This window comes from Streptomyces sp. CNZ287, assembly GCF_007827615.1.
The window spans coordinates 31,793-55,027 of the sequence record NZ_VISV01000021.1 but is presented as its reverse complement, the minus strand read 5'-3'; the positions used below and the strand labels follow the sequence as shown (position 1 = coordinate 55,027).

Here is a 23,235-nt window from a genome sequence, read left to right as displayed (position 1 = left end):
CCGAGGTGCACGTCTGTGAACGCGAAGCCCGCCGGCGACGAACTCCCCGCCGGCAGCGGCCGGCCCCCGGTGCGCCGGCGGCTGGCCCGGCTCATCGAGCCCGCGGTGCCCCGTCAGTACCGGCGCGGCGCCGAGGGCGGCGGCGGGCAGCCCGAGCCCGACCCGCTGGAGCACCCGGACCCCAAGGCAGCCGCCGACGCCGCCGGGACCGAGAACCTGCTGCGCTGCTGGGTGCGCGAACAGGGCGTGGCGGAGCCGGAGAACGGCACGCTGCGGCTGCTGCTGCCCGCCAGCGGTGCGTGCCTGCGCGTCCCGGTGCGGTACTGGTCGGCGGCCGGCTGGCACCGCTTCGGGCGCCCCGTGCTGCACGGCGCCCCCAAGGACGCGCAGCCGGTGGACGCCGTGACCCTGGCGTCGCTGCTGAGCCGGGAGGCCGCGTACGCCTCCGCACAGGCCGCCGGCGCCGACGGCAGCGGCGCGCGTACGGTGCCCGGGCCGGCCGGCGGCGCCGCCGACCTCGTCGGCCGCGTCGCGGACTCCGTACGGCACACCGCGGTGTTCCTCACCGCCCGCCGCGCCGGCTCCCCGCCCGCGACCGCGGACCCGTTCCTCACCGGCGAGCAGTCCCTGCTCCTCGGCCACCCCCTGCACCCGACGCCCAAGAGCCGCGAGGGGCTCTCCGAGGCGGAGGCCCGGCGCTACTCCCCCGAGCTGCGCGGCAGGTTCCCGCTGCACTGGCTCGCCGTCCACGACAGCGTCCTCGCCTGCGACTCGGCGTGGACCGAGCGCGGCAAGGGCGTGCCCGCGCGCGAGCTGGCCGCCCGGCTGGCGGGCCCCGGGCTGCGGGTGCCGCCGGGCTGTACGCCGCTGCCCGTGCACCCGTGGCAGGCCCGCGAGGTCCGCGAGCGCCCCGGCGTCGCCGCGCTCCTCGACGCCGGCCTGCTGCGCGACCTGGGTCCGCACGGCGACCCCTGGCACCCGACCGCGTCGGTGAGGACGCTCTACCGCCCCGGCGCGCCCGCGATGCTGAAGCTCTCCCTCGGCGTGCGGATCACCAACTCCCGCCGCGAGAACCTCCGCAAGGAGCTGCACCGCGGCACGGAGGTGCACCGGCTGCTGCGCGCCGGCCTCGGCAAGGAGTGGCAGGCGTCGTTCCCCGGCGGCTTCCCCGGCGCGCCGGGCTTCGACGTCGTACGGGATCCGGCGTGGCTGGCCGTCGACACCCCGGCGGGCGAGCCGGTCGCGGGGCTGGACGCGGTCGTACGGCACCAGCCGTTCGCGGCGCAGGACGACGCGCTGTGCGTCGCGGCGCTGACGTCCCCGGTGCCGCGGTCGCCGAAGGGGACGATGCGCTCGCGTCTCCAGGAGGTCGTCGGGCAGTTGGCCGACCGCACGGGGCAGAGGGCGGCGGCGGTGGCCGCGGAGTGGTTCCTGCGCTACCTGGAGGTGGTCGTACGGCCCGTGCTGTGGCTGGACTCCGAGGCGGGCGTGGCGCTCGAGGCACACCAGCAGAACACCGTGCTGCTCCTCAACGCGGACGGCTGGCCGGCCGGCGGCCGGTACCGGGACAACCAGGGGTACTACTTCCGCGAGTCCCGCCGCGCCGAGCTGGAGCGCCGGCTGCCGGGCCTGGGCGCGGCCAGCGACACGTTCGTCCCGGACGACGTGACGGACGAGCGCTTCACCTACTACGTGGGCGTCAACAACGTCCTCGGCCTCGTCGGCGCCTTCGGCGCCGCGGAACTGGTCGACGAGCGCGTGCTGCTCGCCGCCTTCCGCCGCTTCCTGGAGCAGTCCGCCACGGCCGGGGGCCGCTGCGCGCTGGCCGAGCGGCTGCTGAGCGGCGGGACGCTGCGCTGCAAGGCCAATCTGCTGACCCGCGTGCACGGCCTGGACGAGCTGGTCGGCCCGGTGGACACGCAGTCCGTCTACGTCACCGTCCCCAACCCGCTGCTCTCCTGACCGCCCCTCGACTCCCTTCCGTACGACGAGAAGAGGCACCGTGTCACCCGATCCCCCGACCCCCACCAGGCCCCCGGAGCTGCTTCCCGACGACACCATCGACTTCGGCGTCGGCCTCGCCCGGCTCCTCAGAGGCGCCGCCCGGTCCCCCGCCCCGTACGACATCAATTGCTGGTCGCCCGCAGGAACCCCCGCCGGCCCGTTCCGTCTGGTGCCCGTCGACCCGGCCGAACCGGAGCGCGACCTGACGCTGCTGCACAACTGGATGAACGACCCGTCGGTGGCCGCCTTCTGGAAGCTCGCGGGTCCGGTCGAGGTCACCGCGCGGCATGTGCGGGCGCAGTGGGAGGCGGGCCACAGCGTGCCCTGTATCGGTGTCCTGGACGGGGTGCGGATGAGCTACTGGGAGGTCTACCGCGCGGACCGCGACCCGCTCGCCGGGTACTACCGCGCGCGCCCGTACGACACGGGGGTCCATCTGCTCCTCGGCGGCGGTGCCGACCGCGGCCGAGGGCTCGGTTCCCTGCTGATCCGCGCGGTCAGCGACCTGGTGTTCGCCCACGAACCGCGGTGCGGGCGGGTGCTCGCCGAGCCGGACGTGCACAACGTGCCGTCGGTCGCCGCCTTTCTGAACGCCGGTTTCCACTTCCAGGAGGAGCTGGCAGTGCCCGACAAGCATGCGGCGCTGATGGTGCGGGAGCGCGCGCTGCGCGACATTGACAGCGACGGCCACGACGACGGCGGGACCCGCGCCGGTCCCGCGCCGCCGCCGGGCCCGTCCCCGAGCCCGCCCGGGCCGCCCCGGCCCGGCCTGCCGTAGGACGGAGAGGAGCCAACGCCCTTGTCCGACGCCGCGAATACCACCCGCAGAACCGACTGGGATCTGGCCGCCCGCCGGCTGCTAGCCAAGATGCTGGGCGAGTTCGCCTACGAGGGCATAGTCACCCCCGAGCCCGACCCGGGACCCGGGCCCCGCCCCGGCCCCGCCGGCCACGGCCGGTACTCCTACCGCCTCCCGGTCACCGACGAGGTGACCTACCGCTTCACCGCCCGCCGCGGACCGTACGGCCACTGGCGCGTCGATCCCGGGTCCCTGACCCCCGACGGCGACCCGCTGCGCTTCCTCGCGCAGGCGCACGACGGCCTCCTGCGGCTGGCCGGCGACACCACCGGCCACCTGATCCGCGAGCTGACCGCGACCCTCGCCGCCGACGTCCGCCTCGCCTGCGGGGCCCCCTCCGCCGCCCGCCTCGCCGACCTCGGCTACGCCGAGCTGGAGGGCCACCAGACCGGCCACCCGTGGCTCGTGGCCAACAAGGGGCGCATCGGCTTCTCCGCCGCCGACGCCGCCGCGTACGCCCCGGAGGCCCGCCTCCCGCGGCGGCTGCCGTGGCTGGCGGTGCACCGCTCGCTCGCCGAGTACCGCGGCGTGCCCGCCCTCGCCCGCCCCGGGGACCTGTACGCGGAGGAGCTGGACGACGCCACGCGCGCGGGGTTCGCCGCCGCGGTCGCCGCGGCCGGCCGGGACCCGGACGCGTACCTGTGGCTGCCCGTCCATCCGTGGCAGTGGGACGAGACCGTCGCCACGCTCTACGCACCGCAGGTCGCCGCCAGGCTCGTGATCCCGCTGCCGCCGGACGCCGGCCCCGCCGACATGTGGCTGCCGCAGCAGTCGGTGCGTACGTTCCTCAACCTCAGCCGTCCGCAGGCACGTTCCGTCAAGCTGCCGCTGTCCGTGCTCAACACGCTGGTCTGGCGCGGCCTGCCCACCGAGCGCACCCTCGCGGCCCCCATGGTCACCCGCTGGGTGCACGGCATGCGGGACGCGGACCCCTTCCTCGCCGAGGAGACGCGTGTCCTGCTGCTCGGCGAAACCGCGAGCGTGACGGTGCGCCATCCGCTCTACGACTCCCTGCCGGGCGTCCCGTACCAGTACCGCGAGCTGCTGGGCTGCATCTGGCGCGAGCCCGTCGGCCCGCTGCTGGACCCCGGGGAGCGGGCCAGGACGCTGGCGGCCCTGCTGTGGACGGACGCCGGCGGGCGTTCGCTCACGGCCGAGCTGGTACGCCGCTCGGGGCTCGCGCCCCGCGCGTGGCTGGCGCGGCTCTTCGGCGCCCTGCTGCCGCCGCTGCTGCACTTCCTGTACCGCTACGGCACCGTCTTCTCACCGCACGGCGAGAACGCCGTGGTGGTCTTCGACGGCGCGGACGTACCGGTGCGGCTGGCGGTGAAGGACTTCGTCGATGACGTCAACGTCAGCTCCAAGCCGCTGCCGGAGCACGCCGGGATGCCGGGCGACGTACGCCGCACTCTGCTGACGGAGCCGCCGGAGTTCCTGCCGCAGTTCATCCACTCGGGGCTCTTCGTCGGCGTCTTCCGCTTTCTGGCGCCGCTGTGCGCAGACGAACTGGGCGTGCCGGAGGCGGAGTTCTTCGGCCTCGTACGGGCGGAGATCCTGCGCTACCAGCGGCGGTTCCCCGAGCTGAAGGAGCGCTTCGCGCTCTTCGACCTGCTGGCACCGCGCATCGACCGGCTCTGCCTGAACCGGAACCGGCTCTACCTCGACGGCTACCGCGACCGGGCCCGGCGCCCGCACGCCGCCGTCGACGGCACCGTACCCAACCCTCTTCACTCGACGTGACGGCCGTCACTGTCAGTGCGGCCCCTTAGGGTTGCGTGCCATGGCAGACCAGAACGTCCTCGCGCCCGTCGAAGGCGCCGGCACCCCCACGCACGACGGCTCCGACGACCGCAGCGAGCTGCGCGAACTGCTCCATGCGGCCGTGGCCGCCGTCGGCGGCGTCGAGCGGGAGGGCCAGGTGGCGATGGCCGAGGCGGTCGCGGAGGCGATCGCGGACGGCTCGCACCTGCTGGCGCAGGCGGGGACGGGGACGGGCAAGTCGCTGGGCTACCTGGTGCCGGCGCTGGCGCACGGCGAGCGGGTCGTGATCGCGACGGCGACGCTGGCGCTGCAGCGGCAGCTCGTCGAGCGCGATCTGCCGCGCACGGTGGAGGCGCTACACCCGCGGCTGCGCCGCCGTCCGGAGTTCGCCACGCTGAAGGGGCGGTCGAACTACCTCTGTCTGCACCGGGTGCACGAGGGCGTGCCGCAGGACGACCCGGACCTGGGCGCCGGGCTCTTCGACCCGTTCGAGAGCGCGTCGTCGCAGCCGTCGAGCAAGCTCGGCCAGGATCTGCTGCGGCTGCGCGACTGGGCGGACGAGACGGAGAGCGGCGACCGTGACTCGCTGACGCCGGGCGTCTCGGACCGCGCCTGGTCGCAGGTGTCGGTGTCGGCCCGGGAGTGCCTGGGCGCGGCGCGCTGCGCGTACGGCCCGGAGTGCTTCGCGGAGGCGGCGCGGGAGCGGGCGAAGCTGGCGGAGGTGGTGGTCACGAACCACGCGCTGCTGGCCATCGACGCCCTGGAGGGCGCCCCGGTGCTCCCGCCGCACGAGGTGCTCATCGTCGACGAGGCGCACGAGCTGGTCTCCCGGGTGACCGGCGTGGCCACCGGCGAGCTGACTCCCGGGCGGGTCAACCGCGCGGTGCGGCTGTCGGCGAAGCTGGTCAACGAGAAGGCGGCGGACGCCCTGCAGACGGCCGCGGAGAGCTTCGAGCGGCTGATGGAGCTGGCGCTGCCGGGCCGCCTGGAGCCGGTCCCCGAGGATCTGGGGTACGCGCTGCTGGCGCTGCGGGACGCCTCCCGTACGGTCATCTCCGCGCTGGGCACGACCCGGGACTCCTCCGTGCAGGACGAGGACGTGGTGCGCCGGCTCGCGCTCGCCTCGGTGGAGAACGTGCAGGAGGTCGCCGAGCGGATCACGCAGGGCTCGGAGTTCGACGTGGTGTGGTTCGAGCGGCACGACAGGTTCGGGGCGTCGCTGCGGGTGGCTCCGCTGTCGGTGTCGGGGCTGGTGCGCGAGAAGGTGTTCAGCGACCGCTCGGTGACGCTCACGTCGGCGACGCTCAAGCTGGGCGGCGACTTCGCGGGCATCGGCGCCTCGCTGGGACTGCCGCCGGAGGGCAGCAGCGAGGAGGGTGCCCCGGTCTGGAAGGGGCTCGACGTCGGCTCCCCCTTCGAGTACCGCAAGCAGGGCATCCTGTACGTCGCCAGGCATCTGGAGCGGCCGGGCCGGGACGGCACGCGCAAGGACATGCTCGACGAGTTGGCGGAGCTGGTGGAGGCGGCCGGCGGGCGCACGCTGGGCCTCTTCTCCTCCAAGCGGGCCGCCGAGGCGGCGGCCACGGAGCTGCGCGGCCGGCTCGACGTCCCGGTGCTGCTGCAGGGCGAGGAGACGCTCGGCGAGCTGATCAAGCGCTTCGCGGCGGACGAGGCGACGTGCCTGTTCGGCAGTCTGTCGCTGTGGCAGGGCGTCGACGTCCCGGGCGCCGGCTGCCAGTTGGTGGTGATGGACCGCATCCCCTTCCCCCGCCCCGACGACCCGCTGGCCACCGCACGGCAGGAGGCCGTGGAGAAGGCCGGGGGCAACGGCTTCATGGCGGTCGCGGCGACGCACGCGGCGCTGCTCATGGCGCAGGGCGCGGGCCGGCTCGTACGGGCCACGGGCGACCGCGGCGTCGTCGCGGTGCTCGACCCGCGGCTGGCGACGGCCCGTTACGGAAGCTATCTCCGCGCCTCCATGCCGGACTTCTGGTATACGACCGACCGCAACCAGGTACGTCGTTCGCTGGCGGCAATCGACGCCTCCGCAAGGGCCGATCGCTCGAATGGGTGATCTGGACCACGCTGGGCGAGAGCCGTGCGGCACTGCGTGATGGGCTCGGTAGCATCAAGTACCGGCACGGGAGCCGGTGAGCTGCCGGAGGTGCCGATTGAGCGCAGAGGTCCGCAGTCCGGGCAATCCGGCGGGCGGTCCCCGCCGACGCGGCATGGCCCGCCTCGATCTCCGCCGGCTGGGCCGGGTGGCCCTGCTGGGCGGCGCGTCGTCGCGGGATGGTCTGCCGCACGCCCTGGAGCATGTGGCCAAGGCGCACCGCGGGTTCTATCCCGACGCCGACATCCGTACGCTGCGTACGGCGTATCTGCTCGCCGAGGACGCGCACCGGGGCCAGATGCGCAAGAGCGGCGACCCGTACATCACGCACCCGCTGGCCGTCACCCTGATCCTGGCCGAACTCGGCGCCGAGACCACGACGTTGACGGCCTCGCTGCTCCACGACACGGTCGAGGACACCGAGGTGACGCTCGATCAGGTGCGGTCGGGCTTCGGCGAGGAGGTGGCGTACCTCGTCGACGGCGTCACCAAGCTGGAGAAGGTGGACTACGGGGCCGCAGCCGAGCCCGAGACGTTCCGCAAGATGCTGGTGGCGACCGGCAGCGACGTGCGGGTGATGTCGATCAAGCTCGCGGACCGGCTGCACAACATGCGCACGCTGGGCGTGATGCGCCGGGAGAAACAGGTGCGCATCGCGCGCGTGACGCATGATGTGCTGATCCCGCTGGCCGAGCGGCTGGGCGTGCAGGCGATCAAGACCGAGCTCGAGGACCTGGCCTTCGCCGTCCTGCACCCCGAGGACTACGCGCGCAGCCGTGAGTTGCTGCTCGCGAACGCCGGGAGGCCGGACCCGCTGGAGGAGACGGCGGCCGAGATGCGCGAGGTCCTGCACGCCGCCGGCATCACCGCGGAGGTCGCCATCCGGCCCCGGCACATCGTCTCGGTGCACCGGGTGCTGCAGAAGCGCGGGGAGCTGCGCGGGACGGACTTCGGCCGGCTGCTGGTGCTGGTGCCGGAGGCGGCCGACTGCTACGCGGTGCTGGGTGAGTTGCACACGTGTTTCAAGCCCGTGCCCGCGGAGTTCAAGGACTTCATCGCGGTACCGAAGTTCAACCTCTATCAGTCGCTGCACACCGCTGTCGCCGACCAGCGCGGGTACGTCGTCGAGACGCTGGTACGCAGCCGGCAGATGCACCGGGTCGCGGAGGCCGGGGTGGTGGCGCTGACCAGCCCGCTGGCACGGCCCGCGGCCGGCCAGGTGGGCGACTGGCTGAAGCGGCTGCTGGAGTGGCAGCGCGCCACGCCCGACCCCGACGCCTTCTGGTCCGCCTTACGCGAAGACCTCGCCCCCGACCAGGAGATCACGGTCTTCTGCGACCCGGGCGGGCCGTTGGTGCTGCCCGCGGGCGCCAGTTGTGTGGACGCGGCGTACGCGCGCCACGGGGAGACGGCACACACGCTGGTGGGCGCGCGCGTCAACGGGCGCCTCGCGGGCCTCGGGACCCGGCTGCGGGACGGCGACGCGCTGACGCTGCTGCTGGCGCCGGAGGCGTCGGGGCCCGCGCCGGAGTGGCTGGACCACGCGCAGACGCCCGCGGCGCGCATCGCGATCACCCGCTGGCTGGGTGACCACCCGGCGGCGCAGCCCGCCGACGCGGCGATCCCCCTCCCGGCCGACTACGTCCCGGCCGCCCCCGCCGCGCCCGGCTCCCGCGCCCACGACGAGGCCGCCGCCCCCGTCGGCGTACCGGCGGCCGACGCACCGGCAGACGACGTAGCGGCAGACGACGTAGCGGCAGACGACGTACCCGCAGGCGACGCACCGGCCGACGGCATCCCGCGCGCCGCCGAGCCCGCCGTGGCCGAGCTGCCAGGTGCCACGCCCCGCCTCGCCCGCTGCTGTACGCCCGTGCCCCCCGACGCCGTCACCGGGTTCGTCATCCGCGGCGGCGCCGTCGTGGCCGTGCACCGGGCGCAGTGCGCCACCGTGGCCCGGATGGCCGCAGCCGGCCGCCGCGAGCTGCGGGTCCACTGGCGTACGGGCGAGGGCGCACCGCCCGCCGACCTGCGGGTGACGCTCAAGGCGGAGGCGTTCGTACGGGCCCATCTGCTCGCCGACCTCACCGAGGCCATCGCCGCCGAGGGCGTCGCCATCGTCGCCGCCGACGTCGAGCCGCCGCACGAGCAGCGCGTCCGGCACACGTACACGCTGCAGCTCCCCGACCCGGCGGGGCTGCCGGGGCTGATGCGCGCGATGCGCAAGGTGCCCGGGGTGTACGACGTCTCCCGCGCCCAGCACCCCGCGGGCGCGGACGGGCAGGCGCCCGGGCTGCGCGCCCGCACTCGTTAGAGTGCACCGCTGCCGCGTCGGCGGCACGCGGGGGTCACCCGCTGATAGCGGTAGCGCATGCTCCGCTCCGTCCACCCGCGCCGTCCGCTGCGCCACGCCCTGCTCGCCGCCGCCGTCCTCGCCACCCTGGCCGCCGCACCGGCCGCACCGGCCGTCTCCACCGCGCCGGCCGCGCCCGGCCGTACCGGCGCACAGGACGGTCCACCCCGCCCCGCCGGCATCGGCGACCCGCTCTTCCCGCACCTCGGCAACCCCGGCTACGACGTCCTCGGCTACGACATCGCCCTCGCCTACCCCGGCCGCAACGACGCCCCGCTGACCGCCCGCACCGAGATCACGGCCCGCGTCACCGGCCGGCTGCCCCGCATCAACCTCGACTTCACCCACGGCACCGTCCGCGACGTCACCGTCAACGGCCGCCCCGCCGCCCACGCGCGCGCGGGCGAGGACCTCGTCGTCACCCCCGGGCGCACGCTGCACCCGGGCGAGCCGCTGCGCATCGCCGTACGGCACACCAGCGACCCCCGCGGCAACGGCGGCGGCTGGATCCGTACGAAGGACGGGCTGGCGATGGCCAACCAGGCCGACGCCGCGCACCGCGTCTTCCCCGGCAACGACCACCCCGCGGACAAGGCCCGCTTCACCTTCCGCGTCACCGCGCCCCAGGACCTCACGGTCGTCGCCAACGGCCTGCGCCTGTCCCGCGAGCGCGCCGGCGCGCGCACCACGTGGACGTACCGCACCGCGCACCCCATGGCCACGGAGCTGGCGCAGGTCTCCATCGGCCGCTCCGCCGTGCTGCGGGGCACCGGCCCGCACGGGCTGCCGCTGCGCCACGTCGTCCCCGAGCGCGACCGGCGCACCGCCCGCGCCGTCGTCGACCGCACGTCCGCGCAGATCGCCTGGATGGAGCGGTACGTGGGCCGCTATCCGCTGGAGTCGTACGGCGTGCTGTCCGTGGACGCGCCGCTGAACTTCGCGCTGGAGACGCAGACGCTGTCGGTCTTCGGCCGCGACTTCCTGCGGGCCGTCGCCCAGCACCCGAAGCGCGCCGAGGGCGTCCTCGTGCACGAGCTGGCGCACCAGTGGTTCGGTAACAGCGTGACGCCGCGCAGGTGGTCGGATCTGTGGCTGAACGAGGGCCATGCCACCTGGTACGAGGCGCTGTTCACCGACGAGCGGCACGACCGCGGCAGCCTGGTGCGCCGGATGCGCGCGGCGTACGGGCAGTCCGACGACTGGCGGCGGGCAGACGGCCCGCCGGCCGCGCCGCGGCGGCCAGCGGACGGCGGCCAACTGGAGCTGTTCCGCCCGGTCGTCTACGACGGCAGCGCGCTGGTGCTGTACGCGCTGCGCCAGGAGATCGGGGCACCGGACTTCGAGAAGCTGGAGCGGGCGTGGGTGACGCGCCACCGGGACGGCACCGCCGGCACCGCGGACTTCGTCGCGCTCGCCTCCGAGGTCGCCGGCCGCGACCTGGAGGACTTCCTGCACTCCTGGCTGTACGGCGAGCGCACCCCGCCGATGCCGGGCCACCCCGGCTGGAAGGCGGCCAAGCCCGCGACGCCCGGGAAGGCCGCCGCGCCCGCCCGGCCCGCGAAGGGCGCCGAGCCCCCGGAGGCCGGGAAGCCGGTGCGCTGAGCCGCCGTGCCCGCGGGCCCGCCGGGGCCGCCCGCGGGCCCCCGCGGGCGGTAAAGCGGGTGACGCCCGTGCGGCAGCGTGCGACCATCGTGGATGCCACGACGCCCGCCGTGCGGGGAATCCTCCGGGTCTGCGGGGCGTTGTCGCAGAAGCAGAGAACCGCTCTCACAGACAAGGATCCGATGACTTCTCCCACCCACCTTCCCCAAGACGATCAGCGTCTCCCGGAAGGCCTGCGTGCCGAGGCCCTCATGGAAGCCGAAGCCGCGTGGAGTGCCGGATCCGACGCCGATCGCGACGGCGATCAGTTCGACCGCGAGGACCGCGCGGCGCTGCGCCGCGTCGTCGGTCTGTCGACCGAGCTGGAGGACGTCACCGAGGTCGAGTACCGGCAGCTCCGGCTGGAGCGGGTCGTGCTCGTCGGCGTGTGGACCTCCGGTACGGCCCAGGAGGCCGAGAACTCGCTGTCGGAGCTGGCGGCGCTCGCCGAGACGGCCGGTGCGCTCGTGCTCGACGGCGTGGTGCAGCGCCGCGAGAAGCCCGACCCCGCGACGTACATCGGCTCCGGCAAGGCGCTGGAGCTGCGCGACATCGTGGTCGAGACCGCGGCCGACACGGTCGTCTGCGACGGTGAGCTGAGCCCCGGCCAGCTCATCCACCTCGAAGACGTCGTCAAGGTCAAGGTCGTGGACCGCACCGCGCTGATCCTCGACATCTTCGCCCAGCACGCCAAGTCCCGCGAGGGCAAGGCGCAGGTCGCGCTCGCGCAGATGCAGTACATGCTGCCGCGGCTGCGCGGCTGGGGGCAGTCGCTGTCCCGGCAGATGGGCGGCGGCGGCTCGGGCTCGGCGGGCGGCGGCATGGCCACCCGCGGCCCCGGTGAGACGAAGATCGAAACGGACCGGCGGCGCATCCGCGAGAAGATGGCGAAGCTCCGCCGGGAGATCGCGGACATGAAGACCGGCCGGGACGTCAAGCGGCAGGAGCGCAAGCGGCACAACGTGCCGTCGGCGGCCATCGCCGGCTACACGAACGCGGGCAAGTCCTCGCTGCTCAACCGGCTCACGGGCGCGGGCGTGCTGGTGGAGAACGCGCTGTTCGCCACCCTCGACCCGACCGTGCGCAGGGCGGAGACACCCAGCGGCCGGCTCTACACGCTGGCGGACACGGTCGGCTTCGTACGGCACCTGCCGCACCACCTCGTCGAGGCGTTCCGCTCCACCATGGAGGAGGTCGGCGACGCCGACCTGATCCTGCACGTGGTCGACGGGTCCCACCCGGCGCCCGAGGAGCAGCTCGTCAGCGTGCGCGAGGTGATCCGCGACGTGGGCGCGACGTCCGTGCCCGAGATCGTGGTGATCAACAAGGCGGACATCGCGGACCCGGACGTGCTCCGCCGGCTGCTGCGCATCGAGCCGCGGGCGATCGCGGTCTCGGCGTCGACCGGCGAGGGCATCGAGGAGCTGAAGGCGCTCATCGACGTGGAGCTGCCGCGCCCGCAGGTCGAGATCGAGGCTGTCGTGCCGTACACGAAGGGCGGGCTCGTCTCGCGCGTGCACGACGAGGGCGAGGTGCTCGTGGAGGAGCACATCGCCGCGGGCACGCTGCTCAAGGCCCTGGTCCACGAGGAACTGGCCGCCGAGCTGAGGCGGTACGCCCCCGCGGGACAGGCCGACTGAGGCGGTCGCCGAAGCCGTAGACTGACGGACGGGCCGCCCCGGCGGCCCGTCCGTGAACCCCCGTCGCCGTTTGGATGATCGCTGGCATGCCCGAGGAAGTCGCACAGCCGCGCACGTACGAGGTCAGGACGTTCGGTTGCCAGATGAACGTCCACGACAGCGAACGGATGTCGGGGCTGCTTGAGGAGGCGGGCTACGTCCGCGCGGAGCCGGACGCCGGCACCGCGGACGTGGTCGTGTTCAACACCTGCGCGGTACGGGAGAACGCCGACAACCGGCTGTACGGCAACCTCGGCCAGCTCGCGCCGAAGAAGGCCGCGAAGCCCGGCATGCAGATCGCGGTCGGCGGCTGCCTCGCGCAGAAGGACCGCGACACGATCGTGAGCCGCGCCCCGTACGTCGACGTGGTCTTCGGCACGCACAACGTCGGCAAGCTGCCGGTGCTGCTGGAGCGCGCGCGGGTGGCCCGCGAGGCGCAGGTCGAGATCGCCGAGTCCCTGGAGGCGTTCCCCTCCACGCTGCCGACGCGGCGGGAGAGCCCGTACGCCGCGTGGGTCTCGGTCTCCGTCGGGTGCAACAACACCTGCACCTTCTGCATCGTCCCGGCGCTGCGCGGCAAGGAGAAGGACCGCCGCAGCGGCGACATCCTCGCCGAGGTCGAGGCGCTGGTGTCCGAAGGCGTCAGCGAGATCACGCTGCTGGGGCAGAACGTCAACGCGTACGGGTCCGACATCGGCGACCGGCAGGCGTTCGGGAAGCTGCTGCGGGCCTGCGGGCGGATCGAGGGCCTGGAGCGGGTGCGCTTCACCTCACCGCACCCGCGGGACTTCACCGACGACGTGATCGAGGCCATGGCCGAGACGCCGAACGTGATGCCGCAGTTGCACATGCCGCTGCAGTCCGGCTCGGACACGGTGCTGCGCGCGATGCGGCGCTCGTACCGGCAGGAGCGGTACCTGGGGATCATCGAGAAGGTACGGGCCGCGATCCCGGACGCGGCGATCACCACGGACATCATCGTGGGCTTCCCCGGCGAGACCGAGGCGGACTTCGAGCAGACGCTGCACGTGGTGCGCGAGGCGCGCTTCGCGCAGGCGTTCACCTTCCAGTACTCCAAGCGGCCGGGGACGCCGGCGGCGGAGATGGCGGGGCAGGTGCCCAAAGCGGTCGTGCAGGAGCGGTACGAGCGGCTGGTCGCCCTCCAGGAGGACATCTCCTGGGGCGAGAACAGGAAACAGGTCGGCCGGGTGCTGGAGGTCATGGTCGCCGAGGGCGAGGGCCGCAAGGACGGCGCCACGCGGCGGCTGTCGGGACGGGCGCCCGACAACCGGCTGGTGCACTTCGCGCGGCCGGAGGATCCTGTGCGGCCGGGCGACATGGCGACGGTCGAGATCACGTATGCGGCGCCGCACCACCTGCTGGCGGAGGCCCCGCCGCGGGCGGTACGCCGCACGCGCTCCGGCGACGCCTGGGCGGCGCGGCAGGCGGCTCCCGACGCGGGCGGCACGGGCGTGCTGCTGGGCCTGCCGAAGGTGGGCGTCCCGGATCCGCTGCCGGCGGCGCAGGGCTGCGCGGCGCACTGACCGGCTCCGACGGGTGCGCCCGGAAGCCCTGATTCCCGTACGCCCGGTCCGCTGCCGCCGCGTGCGACGTACGCGCGCGCAGGGCAGCTCCCGGGGACGTCCCTGCCGTGATCGCCGGACGCGCCGGACGCCGGAGCCGGGGCGGCTAGGCTGCGGCTCATGCTCGTCGCCGCCGCCTGCTGCCCGTGTCCGCCCCTGCTGGTGCCCGAGGTGGCCGCTGGTGCCGCCCACGAGCTGGAGGCGCTCAGAGCGGCGTGTATGGACGCCGTGGGGGTGCTGGCGGCGGCGCGGCCGGACCTGCTGGTCGTCGTCGGGCCCGCGGCGGAGTCCGGGCGGGGCCCGTATCCGCAGGGGGCCGAGGGGTCGTTCCGGGGCTACGGGGTGGATCTCGCGGTACGGCTCGGGCCGGCCGGCGACGCGGAGCGGGATCCCGGCGGACGGGAGCTGCCGCCGTCGCTCGCGGTGGGCGCCTGGCTGCTGGAGCGGGCGGAGTGGAACGGCGCCCCCGTGGAAGGGCTGGGCGTCGGCGAGCCGCTGGCGGGCGAGCGCTGCGCGGCGGCGGGCCGGGAGATCGCCGCGAAGGCCGGGCGGGTGGCGCTGCTGGTGCTGGGCGACGGCAGTGCGCGCCGTACGCAGAAGGCCCCCGGCTACTACGACGAGCGCGCGGCCGGCTTCGACGCCGCGGCGGCCCGCGCGCTCGGCGCCGCGGACGCCGCCGCCCTGGCGGCGCTGGACGCGGAGCTGGCCGCGGAGCTGCAGGCCGCGGGCCGCGCCGGCTGGCAGGTCGCCGCGGGCGCGGCGGAGAGCGCCGCCCTGCGCGGAGCAATTCTGTACAACGAGGCGCCGTACGGCGTGGGTTACTTCGTCGCCACCTGGTCCTGACGGCCGCCGCCGCGGCGGCCCGGAGGCCGCGGGCCCCGTACGGGGCCGCGCGCCCCCAGGGTCCTACTTGCGGGCCTCGTCGCCCGCGTCACTGTCCGCAGCCCCCTCGGCCGACTGCTGCTTCGGGATCCCCGCGGGGGCCGCGGCCTCCGCGTTCGCCGGCTCCCCAGGGGCCTCCGGCTGCGCCGCGGTCGCCGCGGCCTCCCCGGCCGGCGGTTCCGCGGCGGGCGCCGGCTCCTTGGCGGCCTGCCCCTCCCCGCTCGATCCGCCGCGACGAAGAAGCTTGGCAAAAACGCCCATCTCTACTCCATAACTGACTCGTGTGGGCGAAATTCCGCGCCGTCCGGAGCGGCTCATTGCGCCGCCCGGGGGCCCGGTCCGTAAACCGGCGTTCGGAACCTCGGAACGGGAAACGACCCCGAGGACACCGCGTTACGTCCCTCGTTCGAGGGGTGTCCCGTTGTTTGCGAGACTTGCCGCGTGACAGAGACCACCCCCCGTCCCCAGGTCGTCGCGGTCGTCGGGGCCACGGCCACCGGCAAGTCCGAGCTCGGGATCGCGCTCGCCCGGCGGCTCGGCGGCGAGATCGTCAACGCCGACTCGATGCAGCTCTACCGGGGGATGAACATCGGCACGGCCAAACTGACGCCCGCGGAGAGGCAGGGCGTGCCGCACCACCTGCTCGACGTGTGGGACGTCACGGAGACCGCCAGCGTCGCCGCGTACCAGCGCCTGGCCCGCGCCGAGATCGACCGGCTCGGCGCCCTCGGCCGCACCGCGGTGCTCGTCGGCGGCTCCGGGCTGTACGTGCGCGGGGCCGTCGACGCGATGGACTTCCCCGGCACCGACCCCGCCGTCCGCGCCCGCCTGGAGGCGGAGCTGGCGGCCGCGGGGCCGGCGCCGCTGCACGCGCGCCTGGCCGCCGCCGACCCGGACGCCGCCGCCGCGATCCTGCCGGGCAACGGCCGCCGGATCGTCCGGGCCCTGGAGGTGATCGAGCTGACCGGCCGCCCCTTCACGGCCAACCTCCCGGCGCACGAGTCGGTCTACGACACCGTCCAGATCGGCATCGCCGTGCCGCGGCCGGAACTGGCGGACCGGATCGAGCGGCGTGTGCACCGGATGTGGCGGGCCGGTCTGGTGGACGAGGTGCGGCGGCTGGAAGCGGAAGGGCTGCGTGAGGGCCGTACCGCCGCCAGGGCCCTGGGGTACCAGCAGGTGCTGGCGTTCCTCGCCGGCGAGTGCACGGAAGCGGAGGCCCGGGACGAGACCGTGGGAGCCACCCGGAGGTTCGCGCGGCGGCAGGAGACGTGGTTCCGGCGCGACGCGCGCGTGCACTGGATCAGCGGCTCGGAGGCCGACCGTGACCGTCTTCCGGACACCGCGTGTGACCTACTCGAACGGTCGGTCACAGGCTGATCACGTCATGGCATCGGGACGCCTCGGTGGCACTGCGGGTGTTCCCCGCCGTGCCATCATCGAGACGAGCTGGGAAGCCTGAAAGTCGCCGGAGGTTGGGAGGGCACGTGGCTATGGAGGCCAGCCCTCGTGACAGTCGACGGGAGCCGCGGGACGACCGGATCGCCGGGCCCGTGGCAGAGCCCGCGGACGACCTCGCGGGGGATCTCACCGACGCGCCGGAGCCTGTGGGCCAGGAGTCCTTCCGCGAGCTGCGCCCGCCGCGGCTGCTCCGCTTCTGGCAGCTCGCCCCCATCGTCGCGCTGGCCGCGCTGGGCTCGCTGATGTTCGCGTTCCCGCTGGCCTTCGAGTTCGGCGGCGGCGGTCCCGTCGTCGCGATGCTCGGCCTGCTCATCAGTTGCTGTGCCGCCGGCTGGGCCATGATGGCCGCGCGCCGGGTGGGTCTCGCGCTGCCGGGGCTGCCGCGGCGCGGCTCGGGGCGGCGGGCGGACTGGCGGATCGCGCTGCTGTACGCGGTGGCGGTGGCGGCGGTCGTCGCGCTGGCCGTCTGGCGGGTGGCCCGGCTGGGCTGACCGGCGCCCGGAGCCCGGTCCCACCCCGTCGCCGGGGCGTTGTCGGCGCGGACGGTTACGATCACAGAGTGAGCACCGCGCGACTGCACTTCCTCAAGGGACACGGCACCGAGAACGACTTCGTGATCGTCCCGGACCCGGCCGGTCTCATCGACCTGTCCCCGGCCGCCGTGGCCCGGCTCTGCGACCGCCGGGCGGGCATCGGCGGTGACGGCCTGCTGCGGGTCGTGCGGTCCGACGCGCACCCGGAGGGACGGCGGATGGCCGCCGACGCCGAGTGGTTCATGGACTACCGCAACGCGGACGGCAGCGTCGCCGAGATGTGCGGGAACGGGGTGCGGGTCTTCGCCCGCTATCTCCAGCACGCCGGTCTCGTGGAGAGCGGCGACCTGGCGGTCGGCACGCGCGCGGGGGTGCGGCGGGTCCACCTGGCCAAGGACGGCGACATCACGGTCGGCATGGGCCGGGCGGCGCTCGCCGCCGGGCCGGACGCCGAGGTGACGGTCACGGTGGGCGAGCGGAGCTGGCCCGCGCGCAACGTGGGCATGGGCAATCCGCACGCGGTGGCGTTCGTCGCCGACCTCGCGGACGCGGGGCGGCTGTACGAGGCGCCGGGTGTCGCGCCGGCGTCGGCGTATCCCCAGGGTGTGAACGTGGAGTTCGTCGTGGACCGCGGCCCGCGGCACGTGGCGATGCGGGTCCACGAGCGCGGCTCGGGCGAGACCCGCTCGTGCGGTACGGGCGCGTGCGCGGTGGCCGTCGCCGCCGCCCGCCGCGACGGGGTGGACCCGGCGGCGACGGGCCGCCCGGAGACATACACCGTGGACGTGCCCGGTGGCCGCCTCGTGGTGACCGAACAGCCCGACGGCGAGGTGGAGATGACGGGCCCGGCCCTCATCGTCGCCGAAGGCGACACGGCGGCCGGCTGGATCTAGCCGGCGGCGGCCGCTGCCCTGGCCCGTCGCTCCCCGGTCCCCACTCCTCGGCCCCCGCTCCTCCGCGCGGCTACTCCTCCGCGTCGTCAGGCCGGCCCAGCATCCGGTTCGCGCACAGCCGCATCGACTCCTCGCGCACCCCCGCAAGCGCGGCCATCAGATGGCCGTCCGGGCGGATGTAGAGGACCGTGTGCGGCGCCGCGCCCGGGTAGGTCTCCGCGACCAGCAGCCGGGCGCGGACGGGGAGTTCGCCCACGAGCCGCACCAGCTTCGGCATCAGCCCCGCCTGCATCCAGCGGCTGCGGTCCCAGACCCGGGTGCCGGGGGCGACCAGCACCACCAGGGGGTCGCCCCCCAGCCGTTCGGAGAGCCGGCCCGTCCAACCGTCCGGGGCGATCACGTGGACGTCGTCGACCCGGGCGCCGGGTGCTGTGCCCACCTCCACCGCCCCGTCCAGACCCGTCGGCGCCGTGGCGTACACCGGCGGGCCGCCTATCCGGCCGCGGCCCAGGTGGCCGTCCGTCAGCAGCTCCGCCGCCGACTTGCCGCGCACCGCCGCCCGGAGGCCGCCGGCACGGCGCAGCAGCGGGCGGACCTGGTCGGCGGCGCGCAGCCGGGCGGTGATGGCGCCGCGGCGCTCGGTGACATAGGTGTCGACGAGGTCGTCGCCGGAGTCGTCGCGTCCTGCCTGGTGCCAGACACGGCCGAGCTTCCAGGCGAGGTTCTCGGCGTCGGCGAGGCCCTCGTCGAGCTGCTGGGTGCCCAGCGAGCCGACGAGGTGCGCGGCGTCCCCGGCGAGCAGCGTGCGGCCGCGGCGCCAGCGGCGGGCGAGCCGGTGGTGGACGGTGTGCACGCCGGTGTCGAGGAGTTCGTACGAGGGGTGGCGGGTGCCCGTCCAGACGCGCAGGGTGGCCTCCAGCCGCGCGACGAGGGCCTCCGGCGTGACGACGCCGCCGCCCGGCGGCAGCAGCCAGTCCAGCCGCCACCGGTCGTCGCCGAGCGGCCTGGCGACGCACTCGGCGCCGGGTCCGCTGCGCGGGGCGCCGCGGTACAGCACGCCCTCGCCGGTCCAGGGCAGGTCGGCCCGTACCGCGGCGACGGCGTGCCGCTCGACGGCCGTGCGGCCGGCGTACGGCACCTCCAGCAGCTTGCGCACGGTCGAACGGGCGCCGTCGCAGCCGACGAGCCAGCTCCCGCGCCACCAGGTCCCGGCCCGGGTGCGGACGTTGACGCCGTACGGCTCCTGCGTCAGCTCCGTCAGCCGGCTGCCGCGGAAGACCTCCACGTGGTGGGAGTTGTCGGCGAGCGCCGCCAGCGTGGTGGTCAGAGCGGACTGGGCGACGTGCAGCGGGGCGGGGCCCGCGGCCTCGCCGAACTCCACCCGCACCTGTGTCCGGCCGCCGCGCAGCACGCGCCAGCCGGCGAGCGGAGCGCCGTGCTCGCGGATCTCCGCGGCGCCGAGGCGGTCGAGGAACGCGGTGGTGTGCGGGCGCAGCACGGCGGTACGGGCCGGGCGCGGTCCCGCGGGCCTGCCGTCCTCCTCGGCGTCGCCGGCGGGCCGGTCGTCGAGGAGGACGGTGGGGACCGCGTGCCGTGCCAGAGCCAACGACAGGGCGAGCCCGACCGGGCCCGCCCCGACGATGATCACCGGGTCCACGGTGATGCGCCTCCGGCGCCATGGTGCCTACGTACTAAGGGGTGGGGAGCCCGGTGCGCGATCACAGGGGGTATGCAACCCACTGCCGCACACCGCAGTCAAGCCGAGGGCTTCCGGCCGCCCCCTCGGGCTATGTCAGGCGGCCTTCACCGCCGTCTCCCCCGTCTCCCCCGCCACCGGGATCACCGTCGCCCGGAGGGCCCGCAGAGCCGGTCGCACCGGCTGCCATGCCGGAGGCGCCGCCCGCCGCGCCGGCGCTCAGATCCTCGATGGCCGTAGCCCCGACCACGGCGCCGGTGGTCCGCTTGCCGCGCCGGACGACCTGCTCCAGCCAGCTCGCCAGCGACGTCAGGATGAAGTTCACGACGACGTAGATCGCCGCGACGACGATGAAGCTGGCGAAGACGTTGGAGTAGTTGGACGCCAGCGTGCGCCGTTCGACGAGCAGTTCGCTGAAGCCGATCATCGCGCCGCCGAGCGCGGTGTCCTTCACGATGACGACGAGCTGGCTGACGATCGCCGGCAGCATCGCCGTGACGGCCTGCGGCAGCAGCACGGAGCCCATCATCTGGCCCTTGCGCAGGCCGATGGCCTTGGCGGCCTCGGTCTGCCCGCGGGGCAGGGAGAGGATGCCCGCCCGGACGATCTCGGCGAGCACGGAGGAGTTGTAGAGCACGAGCCCGGTGACGACGGCGTACAGGGGACGCTGATCGCTGCTGATGTCGGTGTACTCGGAGTAGAACTGGTTCGCGAACAGCATCAGGAGCAGCACCGGGATGGCCCGGAAGAACTCCACGACCGCGCCCGCCGGCACCCGTACCCACGCGTGGTCGGAGAGCCGCGCTATGCCGAAGAGCGCGCCCAGCGGCAGTGCGATGAGGAGCGAGAGCCCGGCCGCCTTCAGCGTCTCGCCGAGGCCCGGCAGCAGGTAGGTGGTCCATGCCTGGGAATCCGTGAAGAACGGCTTCCACAGCACCCATTCGAGCTGGTTCTTCTCGTTCAGCTTGTCGATGACCCACCACACGCCGAGCGCCAGCACGACGAGGAAGACCACGGTGTAGACGACGTTGCGCCGCTTGGCCTTCGGGCCGGGGGCGTCGTAGAGAACGGAACTCATCGCTTGACCGCCACCTTCTTGCCGACCCAGCCGAGGAAGAGCCCGGTCGGCAGGGTCAGCACCAGGAAGCCGAGCGCGAAGATGGCCGAGATGAGGAGGAGCTGGGCCTCGTTCTCGATCATCTCCTTCATGAGCAGCGCCGCCTCGGCGACGCCGATCGCCGCCGCCACCGTGGTGTTCTTGGTGAGCGCGATGAGGACGTTCGTGAGCGGGCCGACGACCGACCGGAACGCCTGGGGCAGCACGATGAGCCCGAGGACCTGGGTGAAGCTCAGCCCGATGGCACGGGCGGCCTCCGCCTGTCCCACGGGCACGGTGTTGATGCCCGAGCGCAGCGCCTCACAGACGAACGCCGCGGTGTACGCGGACAGTCCGAGCACCGCCAGCCGGAAGAACTTGGAGTCGAAGTCGATGCCGGCACCCAGGGTGACGCCGAACACGTCGGAGAGGCCGAGGGCGCAGAAGACGATGATGACCGTGAGGGGGATGTTCCGGATGACGTTCACGTAGACGGTCCCGAAGCCCCGCATGAGCGGGACGGGGCTGACCCGCATGGCCGCCAGGATCGTTCCCCAGATGAGGGAGAACAGACCGGACAGCAGGGTGAGCTTCACGGTGACCCAGAACGCGTCCAGAATCTGTGTGTCGTAATCGGAGATGATGTCCAACGTCAGTCCAGCGCTCTCGCCTTAAGTGGACGCGGTGGTGTCCCACCCGGGCCGGGCGGCACACCACCGCTCTGACAGTGCGGTCGCACCGCCGCCGGGGCGGCGGTGCGGCGGGGTCACTGCTTGATGTCGCCGATCTTCGGCGCGGGCTCGAAGTCGTAGTTCGCGGGGCCGAGGTTGGCGTCCATGAACTTCTCCCACGAACCGTCGGAGACCATCTTCTCCAGGGCGGCGTCGATGTCGGTCTTCATCTTCTCGTCGCCCTTTTTGATGCCGACGCCGTAGTTCTCGTTGCTCAGGTTCAGCCCGGCGAGCTTGAACTTGCCCTTGTTGGCTTCCTGGGCGGCGTAGCCGGCGAGGATGGAGTCGTCGGTGGTCAGGGCGTCGATCTGGCCGTTGGCGACGGCGTCGAGGCACTCGGAGTAGCCGGGGCGCTCGGCGAGCTGGGCCTTGGGCGCGATGGTGTCCTTGACGTTCTGCGCCGAGGTGGACCCGGTGACCGAGCAGAGGGTCTTGCCGTTGAGGTCCTCGCCCTTGGTGATGTCGTCGTCGGCGCGGATCAGCAGGTCCTGGTGGGCCAGCAGGTACGGGCCGGCGAAGTCGACCTTCTGCTTGCGCTCGTCCGTGATCGAGTAGGTGGCGGCGATCATGTCGACGTCGCCGCGCTCCAGCATGGTCTCGCGGTCGGCACTGATCGCCTCCTTCCACTCGATCTGGTCCTCGGAGTAGCCGAGTTCCTTGGCCACGTACGTGGCTACGTCGACGTCGAAGCCCGAGTACGAGCCGTCGGGCTCCTTCAGCCCGAGGCCGGGCTGGTCGAACTTGATGCCGATGGTGATGGAGTCCTTGCCACCGCCGCCACCGTCACCGTTGTCGCCGCTGTCGTCGTCGGAGCCGCACGCGGCCGCGGTGACGGTGAGGGCGAGTGCGCAGGCAGCGGCCGCGCTGACCTTGCGAAGATTCATGGTGAGCATCCTTCTGTCTGGTGTGTTGCCGGCAGCTCAGTGGTGCAGGATCTTCGACAGGAAGTCCTTCGCCCGGTCGCTGCGAGGGTTGGTGAAGAACTGGTCGGGGGTCGTCTCCTCCACGATCTGGCCGTCGGACATGAAGACCACCCGGTTCGCCGCCGAGCGGGCGAAGCCCATCTCGTGCGTGACGACGACCATAGTCATACCGTCCCGGGCGAGTTGCTGCATTACCTCCAGCACCTCGTTGATCATCTCGGGGTCGAGGGCCGAGGTGGGCTCGTCGAAGAGCATCACCTTGGGCTCCATCGCCAGCGCGCGGGCGATCGCCACCCGCTGCTGCTGGCCGCCGGAGAGCTGCGCGGGGTACTTGTCCGCCTGGTTGCCGACGCCCACCCGGTCGAGCAGGGCCCTGGCGGAGGTCTCCGCGGCCGCCTTGTCCTTCTTGCGGACCTTGATCTGCCCGAGCATCACGTTCTGCAGCACGGTCTTGTGGGCGAAGAGGTTGAAGGACTGGAAGACCATGCCCACGTCGGCGCGGAGCCTCGCCAGCTCACGGCCTTCGGCGGGCAGGGGCTTGCCGTCCAGGGTGATGCGGCCGGAGTCGATCGGCTCCAGCCGGTTGATCGCGCGGCACAGCGTGGACTTCCCGGACCCGGACGGCCCGATGACGACGACGACCTCGCCGCGCGCGATCGTCAGGTCGATGTCCTGGAGCACGTGCAGCGCACCGAAATGCTTGTTGACGTTGTCCAGCACGACCAGCGGTTCGCCCGCCGCCGGGACGGCGTCCTTGGCCGTCGAAACCTCGGTCATCCGCGTCTTGCTCCGTCCTTTTCGGTTGCCTGGACCTTAGTGAGCAGCCGCGACCAGCGTCATCACATCTGAGGGGAAATTGAGCATAACGATCCGGCTGCAATCGGACACAATGGGCGGAATCGGGGCGCCGCTCTCCGTACCTGTCACACAACGGAAACCGCTGGGTGACCTGGCCGGACTTGACGCGGCAGGGCCGCATCCGCCTGTATTCGTGTGCGGGCTGAGACGATACGCGAGAGAGGGAACGGGA

18 protein-coding genes are annotated in these 23,235 nt (G+C 73.7%); 12 read left to right on the top strand and 6 right to left on the bottom strand.

All coding sequences use genetic code 11. From position 1 onward, the window contains the following. Positions 1-15: 15 nt before the first annotated feature. From FB457_RS29580 to FB457_RS29535, 9 genes are all read left to right on the top strand, one after another. On the top strand, positions 16-1,962 hold the full coding sequence (locus tag FB457_RS29580) for an IucA/IucC family protein (RefSeq protein WP_145783833.1): 1,947 nt from the start codon (positions 16-18) through the stop codon (positions 1,960-1,962). Between the two features lie 40 nt (positions 1,963-2,002). After that, a complete protein-coding gene (locus FB457_RS29575) occupies positions 2,003-2,782 on the top strand; it encodes a GNAT family N-acetyltransferase (protein ID WP_047018451.1) in 780 nt (259 codons plus the stop codon). A 21-nt stretch (positions 2,783-2,803) separates the two neighbouring features. After that, positions 2,804-4,603 carry an IucA/IucC family protein gene (locus tag FB457_RS29570; protein ID WP_145783830.1) on the top strand — a complete coding sequence of 600 codons (1,800 nt, stop codon included), beginning with the start codon at positions 2,804-2,806 and terminating at the stop codon, positions 4,601-4,603. Positions 4,604-4,643: 40 nt separating this feature from the next. Beyond that, positions 4,644-6,698 (top strand): ATP-dependent DNA helicase, encoded by a 2,055-nt coding sequence (locus FB457_RS29565; RefSeq protein ID WP_253911447.1) that lies wholly within the window; start codon positions 4,644-4,646, stop codon positions 6,696-6,698. Between the two features lie 97 nt (positions 6,699-6,795). Next, positions 6,796-9,048: a RelA/SpoT family protein gene (locus tag FB457_RS29555; protein WP_047018449.1), complete on the top strand. Its 2,253-nt coding sequence runs from the start codon at positions 6,796-6,798 to the stop codon at positions 9,046-9,048. Positions 9,049-9,105: 57 nt separating this feature from the next. Further along, on the top strand, positions 9,106-10,689 hold the full coding sequence (locus FB457_RS29550) for a M1 family metallopeptidase (RefSeq protein WP_486589178.1): 1,584 nt from the start codon (positions 9,106-9,108) through the stop codon (positions 10,687-10,689). Between the two features lie 182 nt (positions 10,690-10,871). Further along, on the top strand, positions 10,872-12,368 hold the full coding sequence (gene hflX / locus FB457_RS29545) for a GTPase HflX (RefSeq protein WP_145783827.1): 1,497 nt from the start codon (positions 10,872-10,874) through the stop codon (positions 12,366-12,368). Between the two features lie 86 nt (positions 12,369-12,454). Beyond that, positions 12,455-13,951, top strand: coding sequence for a tRNA (N6-isopentenyl adenosine(37)-C2)-methylthiotransferase MiaB (gene miaB, locus FB457_RS29540; RefSeq protein ID WP_047018446.1), 1,497 nt, complete (start codon positions 12,455-12,457; stop codon positions 13,949-13,951). A 159-nt stretch (positions 13,952-14,110) separates the two neighbouring features. Further along, positions 14,111-14,833 (top strand): class III extradiol ring-cleavage dioxygenase family protein, encoded by a 723-nt coding sequence (locus FB457_RS29535; protein WP_145783825.1) that lies wholly within the window; start codon positions 14,111-14,113, stop codon positions 14,831-14,833. Between the two features lie 63 nt (positions 14,834-14,896). Here FB457_RS29535 and FB457_RS29530 read toward each other — a convergent pair whose 3' ends face one another. Next, entirely contained in the window at positions 14,897-15,133 is a 237-nt protein-coding gene (locus FB457_RS29530; protein WP_047018445.1) for a hypothetical protein, read from the bottom strand. Between the two features lie 180 nt (positions 15,134-15,313). Here FB457_RS29530 and miaA point away from each other — a divergent pair, with 180 nt between their 5' ends. From miaA to dapF, 3 genes are all read left to right on the top strand, one after another. Then, the gene (miaA, locus tag FB457_RS29525) at positions 15,314-16,252 is read left to right on the top strand and encodes a tRNA (adenosine(37)-N6)-dimethylallyltransferase MiaA (protein ID WP_047018444.1); all 939 of its coding nucleotides are present in this window, start codon (positions 15,314-15,316) and stop codon (positions 16,250-16,252) included. A gap of 113 nt (positions 16,253-16,365) precedes the next feature. Continuing rightward, the gene (locus FB457_RS29520) at positions 16,366-16,824 is read left to right on the top strand and encodes a hypothetical protein (protein WP_047018443.1); all 459 of its coding nucleotides are present in this window, start codon (positions 16,366-16,368) and stop codon (positions 16,822-16,824) included. Positions 16,825-16,892: 68 nt separating this feature from the next. Further along, positions 16,893-17,759 (top strand): diaminopimelate epimerase, encoded by an 867-nt coding sequence (gene dapF / locus FB457_RS29515; protein WP_047018442.1) that lies wholly within the window; start codon positions 16,893-16,895, stop codon positions 17,757-17,759. Between the two features lie 70 nt (positions 17,760-17,829). Here the strand turns inward: dapF and FB457_RS29510 are convergent, their stop codons facing one another. The 5 genes from FB457_RS29510 to FB457_RS29490 all read right to left on the bottom strand — a co-directional run bounded on the left by FB457_RS29510 (position 17,830) and on the right by FB457_RS29490 (position 22,982). Next, positions 17,830-19,407, bottom strand: coding sequence for an FAD-dependent monooxygenase (locus FB457_RS29510; RefSeq protein ID WP_486589177.1), 1,578 nt, complete (start codon positions 19,405-19,407; stop codon positions 17,830-17,832). A gap of 139 nt (positions 19,408-19,546) precedes the next feature. Beyond that, positions 19,547-20,533 (bottom strand): amino acid ABC transporter permease, encoded by a 987-nt coding sequence (locus FB457_RS29505; RefSeq protein WP_047018440.1) that lies wholly within the window; start codon positions 20,531-20,533, stop codon positions 19,547-19,549. Next, positions 20,530-21,201: an amino acid ABC transporter permease gene (locus tag FB457_RS29500; RefSeq protein ID WP_047018439.1), complete on the bottom strand. Its 672-nt coding sequence runs from the start codon at positions 21,199-21,201 to the stop codon at positions 20,530-20,532. The genes FB457_RS29505 and FB457_RS29500 overlap by 4 nt, the downstream gene beginning before the upstream one ends. A gap of 116 nt (positions 21,202-21,317) precedes the next feature. After that, entirely contained in the window at positions 21,318-22,166 is an 849-nt protein-coding gene (locus tag FB457_RS29495) for a glutamate ABC transporter substrate-binding protein (RefSeq protein ID WP_047018438.1), read from the bottom strand. Between the two features lie 36 nt (positions 22,167-22,202). Continuing rightward, positions 22,203-22,982, bottom strand: coding sequence for an amino acid ABC transporter ATP-binding protein (locus FB457_RS29490; RefSeq protein WP_047018437.1), 780 nt, complete (start codon positions 22,980-22,982; stop codon positions 22,203-22,205). Positions 22,983-23,235: the final 253 nt, after the last annotated feature.

Bases quoted from the DNA above. Each gene is read 5' to 3' on its own strand.
- miaB (WP_047018446.1), top strand. From the start codon at position 12,455: ATGCCCGAGGAAGTCGCACAGCCGCGCACGTACGAGGTCAGGACGTTC.
- FB457_RS29565 (WP_253911447.1), top strand. From the start codon at position 4,644: ATGGCAGACCAGAACGTCCTCGCGCCCGTCGAAGGCGCCGGCACCCCC.
- FB457_RS29490 (WP_047018437.1), bottom strand. From the start codon at position 22,982: ATGACCGAGGTTTCGACGGCCAAGGACGCCGTCCCGGCGGCGGGCGAA.
- FB457_RS29530 (WP_047018445.1), bottom strand. From the start codon at position 15,133: ATGGGCGTTTTTGCCAAGCTTCTTCGTCGCGGCGGATCGAGCGGGGAG.
- FB457_RS29520 (WP_047018443.1), top strand. From the start codon at position 16,366: ATGGAGGCCAGCCCTCGTGACAGTCGACGGGAGCCGCGGGACGACCGG.
- FB457_RS29505 (WP_047018440.1), bottom strand. From the start codon at position 20,533: ATGAGTTCCGTTCTCTACGACGCCCCCGGCCCGAAGGCCAAGCGGCGC.
- hflX (WP_145783827.1), top strand. From the start codon at position 10,872: ATGACTTCTCCCACCCACCTTCCCCAAGACGATCAGCGTCTCCCGGAA.
- FB457_RS29535 (WP_145783825.1), top strand. From the start codon at position 14,111: ATGCTCGTCGCCGCCGCCTGCTGCCCGTGTCCGCCCCTGCTGGTGCCC.
- FB457_RS29495 (WP_047018438.1), bottom strand. From the start codon at position 22,166: ATGAATCTTCGCAAGGTCAGCGCGGCCGCTGCCTGCGCACTCGCCCTC.
- FB457_RS29550 (WP_486589178.1), top strand. From the start codon at position 9,106: ATGCTCCGCTCCGTCCACCCGCGCCGTCCGCTGCGCCACGCCCTGCTC.